This window comes from Clostridium sp. (assembly GCF_051278035.1).
Lineage (GTDB): Bacteria > Bacillota > Clostridia > Clostridiales > Clostridiaceae > Clostridium_AD.
Map to the genome: position 1 here is coordinate 1 of NZ_JBNMNU010000221.1, position 6,224 is coordinate 6,224.

General features: G+C 32.1%; 8 protein-coding genes, 1 tRNA gene and 1 other annotated feature. Of the genes, 8 read left to right on the forward strand and 1 reads right to left on the reverse strand.

Going from position 1 to position 6,224, the window contains the following annotated elements; all coding sequences use genetic code 11:
• Window positions 1-46: 46 nt before the first annotated feature.
• Window positions 47-121, forward strand: a tRNA-Cys gene (locus tag ACJAX4_RS21355).
• 390 nt (window positions 122-511) lie between these two features.
• Here ACJAX4_RS21355 and ACJAX4_RS21360 read toward each other — a convergent pair.
• On the reverse strand, window positions 512-1,207 hold the full coding sequence (locus tag ACJAX4_RS21360) for a DUF6873 family GME fold protein (protein WP_435791458.1): 696 nt from the start codon (window positions 1,205-1,207) through the stop codon (window positions 512-514).
• A 156-nt stretch (window positions 1,208-1,363) separates the two neighbouring features.
• Between ACJAX4_RS21360 and ytxC the strand changes: the two genes are divergently transcribed.
• From ytxC to ACJAX4_RS21395, 7 genes are all read left to right on the forward strand, one after another.
• Window positions 1,364-2,263 (forward strand): putative sporulation protein YtxC, encoded by a 900-nt coding sequence (gene ytxC / locus ACJAX4_RS21365; protein ID WP_435791459.1) that lies wholly within the window; start codon window positions 1,364-1,366, stop codon window positions 2,261-2,263.
• 129 nt (window positions 2,264-2,392) lie between these two features.
• Window positions 2,393-2,503 (forward strand) — a sequence feature (ribosomal protein L20 leader region).
• A 31-nt stretch (window positions 2,504-2,534) separates the two neighbouring features.
• The gene (infC, locus tag ACJAX4_RS21370) at window positions 2,535-3,062 is read left to right on the forward strand and encodes a translation initiation factor IF-3 (RefSeq protein ID WP_435791460.1); all 528 of its coding nucleotides are present in this window, start codon (window positions 2,535-2,537) and stop codon (window positions 3,060-3,062) included.
• 20 nt (window positions 3,063-3,082) lie between these two features.
• Window positions 3,083-3,280 (forward strand): 50S ribosomal protein L35, encoded by a 198-nt coding sequence (gene rpmI / locus ACJAX4_RS21375; RefSeq protein WP_435791462.1) that lies wholly within the window; start codon window positions 3,083-3,085, stop codon window positions 3,278-3,280.
• A gap of 27 nt (window positions 3,281-3,307) precedes the next feature.
• Window positions 3,308-3,667 (forward strand): 50S ribosomal protein L20, encoded by a 360-nt coding sequence (gene rplT / locus ACJAX4_RS21380; protein WP_435791463.1) that lies wholly within the window; start codon window positions 3,308-3,310, stop codon window positions 3,665-3,667.
• Window positions 3,668-3,794: 127 nt separating this feature from the next.
• Window positions 3,795-5,144, forward strand: coding sequence for a TrkH family potassium uptake protein (locus ACJAX4_RS21385; RefSeq protein WP_435791466.1), 1,350 nt, complete (start codon window positions 3,795-3,797; stop codon window positions 5,142-5,144).
• 11 nt (window positions 5,145-5,155) lie between these two features.
• Window positions 5,156-5,815 (forward strand): potassium channel family protein, encoded by a 660-nt coding sequence (locus ACJAX4_RS21390; protein WP_435791464.1) that lies wholly within the window; start codon window positions 5,156-5,158, stop codon window positions 5,813-5,815.
• Window positions 5,816-5,826: 11 nt separating this feature from the next.
• Window positions 5,827-6,224 (forward strand): TrmH family RNA methyltransferase (locus ACJAX4_RS21395; protein ID WP_435791465.1); only part of this gene is annotated, 398 nt, incomplete at its 3' end.

A 6,224-nucleotide genomic window follows, 5' to 3' on the forward strand; every position in this document is an offset into this window, starting at 1 on the left:
ACGTCGCGAGTTCGAATCTCGTCTTCCGCTCCACAATTTCAATAATGGCGCTATAGCCAAGCGGTAAGGTCAAGGTCTGCAAAACCTTTATTCCCCGGTTCAAATCCGGGTGGCGCCTCCAAAACAGTAAAAAGTAGTCTAAATGCTGATATTTCAGTAGATAGGCTACTTTTTTTTATTTTATAATAACAGCTAAATGATGTTTAGCTATACTTCTATAAATATTACTGTTTTTTTTTCTCCATCGTTTTTATTATTCTGAAAATCAGGTATTTTTTCTTGTTGGATGCTAACAAAAGGATATGTTGAGCAGAATGCATTTGAACAAGCCTTAGCAATTCTTAATTTATTTTATTTGCAGATGCGTAAAGAAAAATTCATGTTTGAGCGATAGCGAGTTTGAATTTTTTAGCAGATGCAAAAAAAAAATTTTAGAATTACTTGGTGCAGTGAAAGCATTCCAGCAACATATCCTTTTCGTTGTGGCATCCAATAAGAAAAAAGTCGTAGATTAGATTCTAAAAATACTTCCTCTATCAATTAGTTTTCCATTTCTTAAAAACATAGGTTCTACCTTGTGCTTTTTTAAAAAACTTAATACATCTTTACCATATAAATAGTGATCTAAGTGGCCATAAAAGGCTAACACGTCATTTTCAACAAGCCCTGTTGCACCACCAATAAAACCGTAGTTCATTCCCGGAAGGATAATATCGCCAGGGGGAATTAATAAAACATCTATTTTTTCCGAAAATAAAGATTTGGCAATAGAAGTGTCGCTAGTTATGACTGCTTGGTTTGTGACAACGCAAGTAGAGCATTTTGTATAACCTTGTTTTACATTTATAAATTTTTTGGATTTTAATAGTGACAAAAGTTTAGTATCGGTAAAATTAATAGAGTGAACAAAGAGGTTACCTAGGCAGAACAAATTGACAAGTACATTCTGTGGATATTTACTTTGCAGTGATGCAGTTGTTTTATAAATTTTATAATTTAGTGCAGCTAATGTTTGTATGAAGTCTGTGTCCATGTCTTTATGAACTATAATGCTATTTTCGTCAATATACATAAGCATATCGGGGTGACCACATACGGCCTCATCTAAGAGATTGCTAGGTGGGCATAGGAGCACATTATATCCATTGAAAATTAGATGCGATTTTTCTTCATTATGAATTCTAAAATCAACAATAACAGTTTTCATCATCGTACCCCTTTTTAATTTTTTTTTAAAACAACCTGTTTAGTACTTTATATCATAAAACTATGGTGTTTTGCAATATGTCGATAATTGTTATATCTATTTTGCATATACGTAAGTATTACACACATACTATTTTATGAGAAAGGAGTGTGCAAGATGCTTTTATTAACTCTTGTATATAATAGCAGTATGGAATGCATTATGGATGAGATTAAAGACATTAAAGAGTGCTTTGAAAATAAAAAAGTAATTATTGGAATATCGGAGTGCATAATAGAAAATACACACTTTATAAAATTCTTTTGTAGCGATGATAACATAAGCACTAGTAATATAAAAACATTTAATTTACATGTTGCTAATATGCTATATAAATTAGTAATAAAGGAATTCTGTAAAAGTGGAATGGGTAGTTTTTTAGCAGAAACATATTTCTTTTTGGGGAATGATGAAATAAAACAAGTTGAACCTAAAATTATTGAAGGCTTGCTAAGTGAGGGTTCAATCTCCGGACCTAATATGGTGTATTATATGAATAGGAAAAACATTGTTATTGATAAAATAAATAAATTAATAGAAGAAAATAATGAAATTAATGTAAATGGGTTTTTGACATTCAGGATAAAGGCGCTAAGACAAGATTTAGAGTGTATAGTTGATAAAGTTGTAGAATCGTATATGGTAGAAAAAGAATATGATGAGTTTGTAAATCTTTTAAAATACTTTGTAGAAGTTCAGGAGAGCAAGGTAGATGAAATTAATATAATAATTGGGAAAAACGGAGATTATTATTTAAGAGATTCAGAAGGAAATGATTTAATGGGAAATATGATTATGGAGCTACCGGGTGTTGAATTTGATTCAAAAGAAAATCAAGAAGAACTTATAATTAGCACCATAATAACTAGTGCTCCTAGAAAAATAATAATACATTGCGTAGATCACTGTAAGAACAAGGAATTATTACAAACGATAAGTAAGGTCTTTGTTAATAGAGTATATTATTGTGACAAGTGTTCAGCCTGTGAAAATATAAAAAAAGGTATGATGGTGTAACAGTTAAATGTTCTATGTTTATGTATTAATAAACAAGAAAAGTATTGACATGCTAATATTTAAATAGTATAATATAAATTGTTGTGAATAACGATATGAGAAATAGTGAAATAACATAATATAATTCTGTATCACAAGAAGAAACAGCCGTTTCTCACCTAACAGCTTTGCTAGTTAGGTTAATTAGTAATTTGAATTTGTTACTATGAAGGACGGCATTTGCCGTCCTTTTTATTATCTAAATATTTAAATCTTTCAAAAAACTTAGGAGGTGAAAACTATTAGTAAAAGTAAAGATTTCATGATGAATGAAGAAATAAGGGCCAAAGAAATAAGAGTACTAGGACCGGATGGATCTGCATTGGGTATTTTAAACACCAAGGATGCTTTAATTCTTGCAGAAGAAAAGGACCTAGACTTGGTTATGATGTCCCCTACAGCAAAACCACCAGTATGTAGAATAATGGATTATGGTAAGTTTGTCTATGAACAACAGAAAAAAGAAAAAGAAGCAAAAAAGAAACAAAAGGTTGTTAATCTTAAAGAAATACGATTGAGTGCAACAATAGAAGACCATGATATCGCAATTAAGGCTAGCAATGCTAAAAAATTCTTACTGGATGAAGATAAGGTAAAAATAACAGTAAGATTTAGAGGCAGAGAAATTGAAAACTCAAAAGTAGGACATAAGATATTAAGATCTTTTGTAGAAAAAATCGGCGATATATATATTGTTGAAAAAGCAGCAAGACAAGAGGGAAGAAATATGATAATGATATTAGCTCCTAAAAGAGCATAACCGAGAGGAGGAATTTTATCATGCCTAAAATGAAAACACATAGAGGCGCAGCAAAAAGATTTAAGAAAACAGGAACGGGCAAGCTTAAAAGAGCAAAAGCTTTTACAAGCCACATATTAACAAAGAAAAGCCCTAAAAGAAAAAGAAACCTTAGAAAAACAACATACGTATCAACAACTCAAGTAAAAGCAATGAAGAAACTGTTACCATACTTATAATTGAATGGTGCTTAGGAGGTATATTAAATGGCAAGAATTAAGAGGGCAGTAAACTCTCGTAAAAATCATAAAAAAGTATTAAAGCTTGCAAAAGGTTACTACGGTGGAAGAAGCAAGTTATTTAAAACAGCTAATGAAGCAGTAATGAGAGGACTTAGAAACGCTTATATCGGAAGAAGATTAAAGAAAAGAGATTTCAGATCTCTTTGGATAGCTAGAATTAATGCAGCTACAAGGTTAAGTGATCTTTCATATTCGAGATTTATGAATGGAATGAAACTTGCAGGTGTAGATATTAACAGAAAGATGCTTTCAGAAATTGCAATAAATGATCCAAAAGCTTTTGCTGAATTAGTAGCAGTTGCTAAAAAACAATTACAAGCTTAAGAAATATTTATAAATGTAGCCTTTAGGCTACATTTTTTCTTGCATTTTGACAAAAACAGGGTAAGTGGTATAATTAGCAATATAATGCTATTGGTAAAAATTAGAGGTGATTAATTTGGCGTCAACTATTAAAGCTCTTAAAAGAAAAACCATCTATACTCCTGTTCAGATACTTGCAATAGGTTTTGCTGCAATAATACTCATAGGAGCGACACTGCTCACATTACCTATGGCAGCTGTAAGTGGTGAAGCTACACCTTTCATAGATGCAATATTTACATCTACGTCATCTGTGTGTGTTACTGGTCTAGTAATTGTAGATACGGGTACATACTGGTCTTATTTCGGTAAAACAGTGATAATGTCACTTATAGAAATAGGTGGGCTAGGGTTTATGTCGGTTACCACACTCGTTTTTTTACTTTTAGGAAAGAGAATAACCTTAAAGGAAAGACTAGTAATGCAAGAGGCTATGAATTCAAATTCCTTACAGGGCATAGTGAAAATGGCTAAATACATATTGTTATTCACATTTTCTGTTGAGATAACTGGTGCAGTGCTATTTTCCACACAATTTATCCCGAGGTTTGGTATAGCAAAAGGAATTTATTATAGTGTATTCCATGCAATTTCTGCTTTTTGTAATGCTGGGTTTGATTTGATGGGGGATTTTAATAGTCTTACAGGTTTTGCTGATAATGCTGTAATAATACTTACAGTTTCAGCTTTAGTAGTAGTGGGTGGCCTAGGATTCTACGTTTGGGTAGAAATCTATAACTGTACATCAATTAAAAGGTTGTCACTTCATTCTAAAGTGGTTATTTATACGACGCTTGTGTTAATCGTTGGAGGAGCAATATTTATGTATCTATTTGAAATGAACAATCCTTCCACTATGCAAGGGATGTCTATCAAGGGTAAGTTTTTATCTTCAATTTTTGCATCGATTACTCCAAGGACAGCTGGATTTAATTCTATTTCAACGGTTGATATGACTACGGCAGGCAAATTTCTAACAATTATATTAATGTTTATTGGTGGATCGCCTGGTTCCACTGCCGGTGGAATAAAGACAGCTACTATGGTGGTACTTTTTATGACTGTAGTATCAGTGGCTCGCGGACGTGAAGATACAGAAATATTTAAAAGACGAATAAATAAGCATCTTGTGTATAGAGCTTTTGCAATAGCTGCTATTTCCATAACGATTGTTATAGCCGTTACCATGATATTATCTATAACAGAGCAGGGAGGAGTTCCCTTTGAACATTTATTTTATGAAGCTACTTCGGCATTTGCTACAGTAGGATTAAGTTTAGGGTTAACTACGAATCTAACAATTGGCGGGAAGATAATAATAATTCTTACCATGTATGCGGGGAGAGTAGGACCACTAACTATAATACTTGCATTGGCTAATAAAAAATTTAAATCTGGGAATATAAAATATCCTGAGGGCAAAATTCTAATTGGATAGGGGTGGAGTTAATGAGTAAAAGACAGTTTATTGTTATTGGCCTTGGAAGATTCGGAATGTCTGTTGCTGAAACATTATATTCTTCGGGAAATGACGTTCTAGCAGTTGATTTTGATGAAGAGACAGTTCAAAATATCTCGGATAGAGTGACTCATGCAGTTCAAGTTGATGCAAATGATGAAAATAGCTTAAGAGCTCTTGGTATTCGTAATTTTGATTGTGCAGTTATTAGTATTGGCTCTAATATTCAAGCTAGTATTTTAGCAACACTATTAGTTAAGGAACTCGGAGTGAAATATGTAATTACAAAAGCAACCAACGAGTTACATGCTAAAGTATTATACAAAATAGGTGCAGATAGAGTGGTTTTTCCAGAGCGAGATATGGGTGTACGAGTTGCTCATAATTTAGTGTCATCAAATATATTAGATTATATAGAATTATCTCCAGACTACAGTATAGCTGAAGTTGTTAGCCCTGAAGAATGGCATAATAAGACTCTTAGGGAACTTAATATAAGAGCTCGATATGGCATAAATGTAATGGCTATAAAAAGAAATAATGATATTGATATTTCTCCATCTGCTGATAATATTATTGAAATAGGTGATGTTATTGTTGCTATAGGCAATATTGAAGAACTAAATAAATTAGAAAATCTAGTTAAATAAGGGGTATTCAGTTGGAATATATTATTAGCAAGGACAATTTATTAATTAAAGAAATTAAAAAATTAAAAGAGAAAAAATATAGAAAAGATAGCAATATGTTTTTAGTTGAGGGCTTTAGATTTGCAGAAGAGGCATTAGATTCTGATTTTGAAGTGGCACAGATAATTATAAGTGATAGTGGAGAATTTAAATATGAAAAATCCTCTGTGAAGAACAAGCTACAGAAGAATACTAAAGTGTATAGTGTCAGTGATAGCTTATTTAAAAGTATTTGCGATACAGAGCATCCACAAGGTATTATTGCTATAGTTAGAAATAAGCTGGTAGAGATTAGATATGAGGATGGATTTTATGTGCTAGCTGATAAAATTCAAGACCCTGGAAATATGGGAACTATAATTAGAACTGC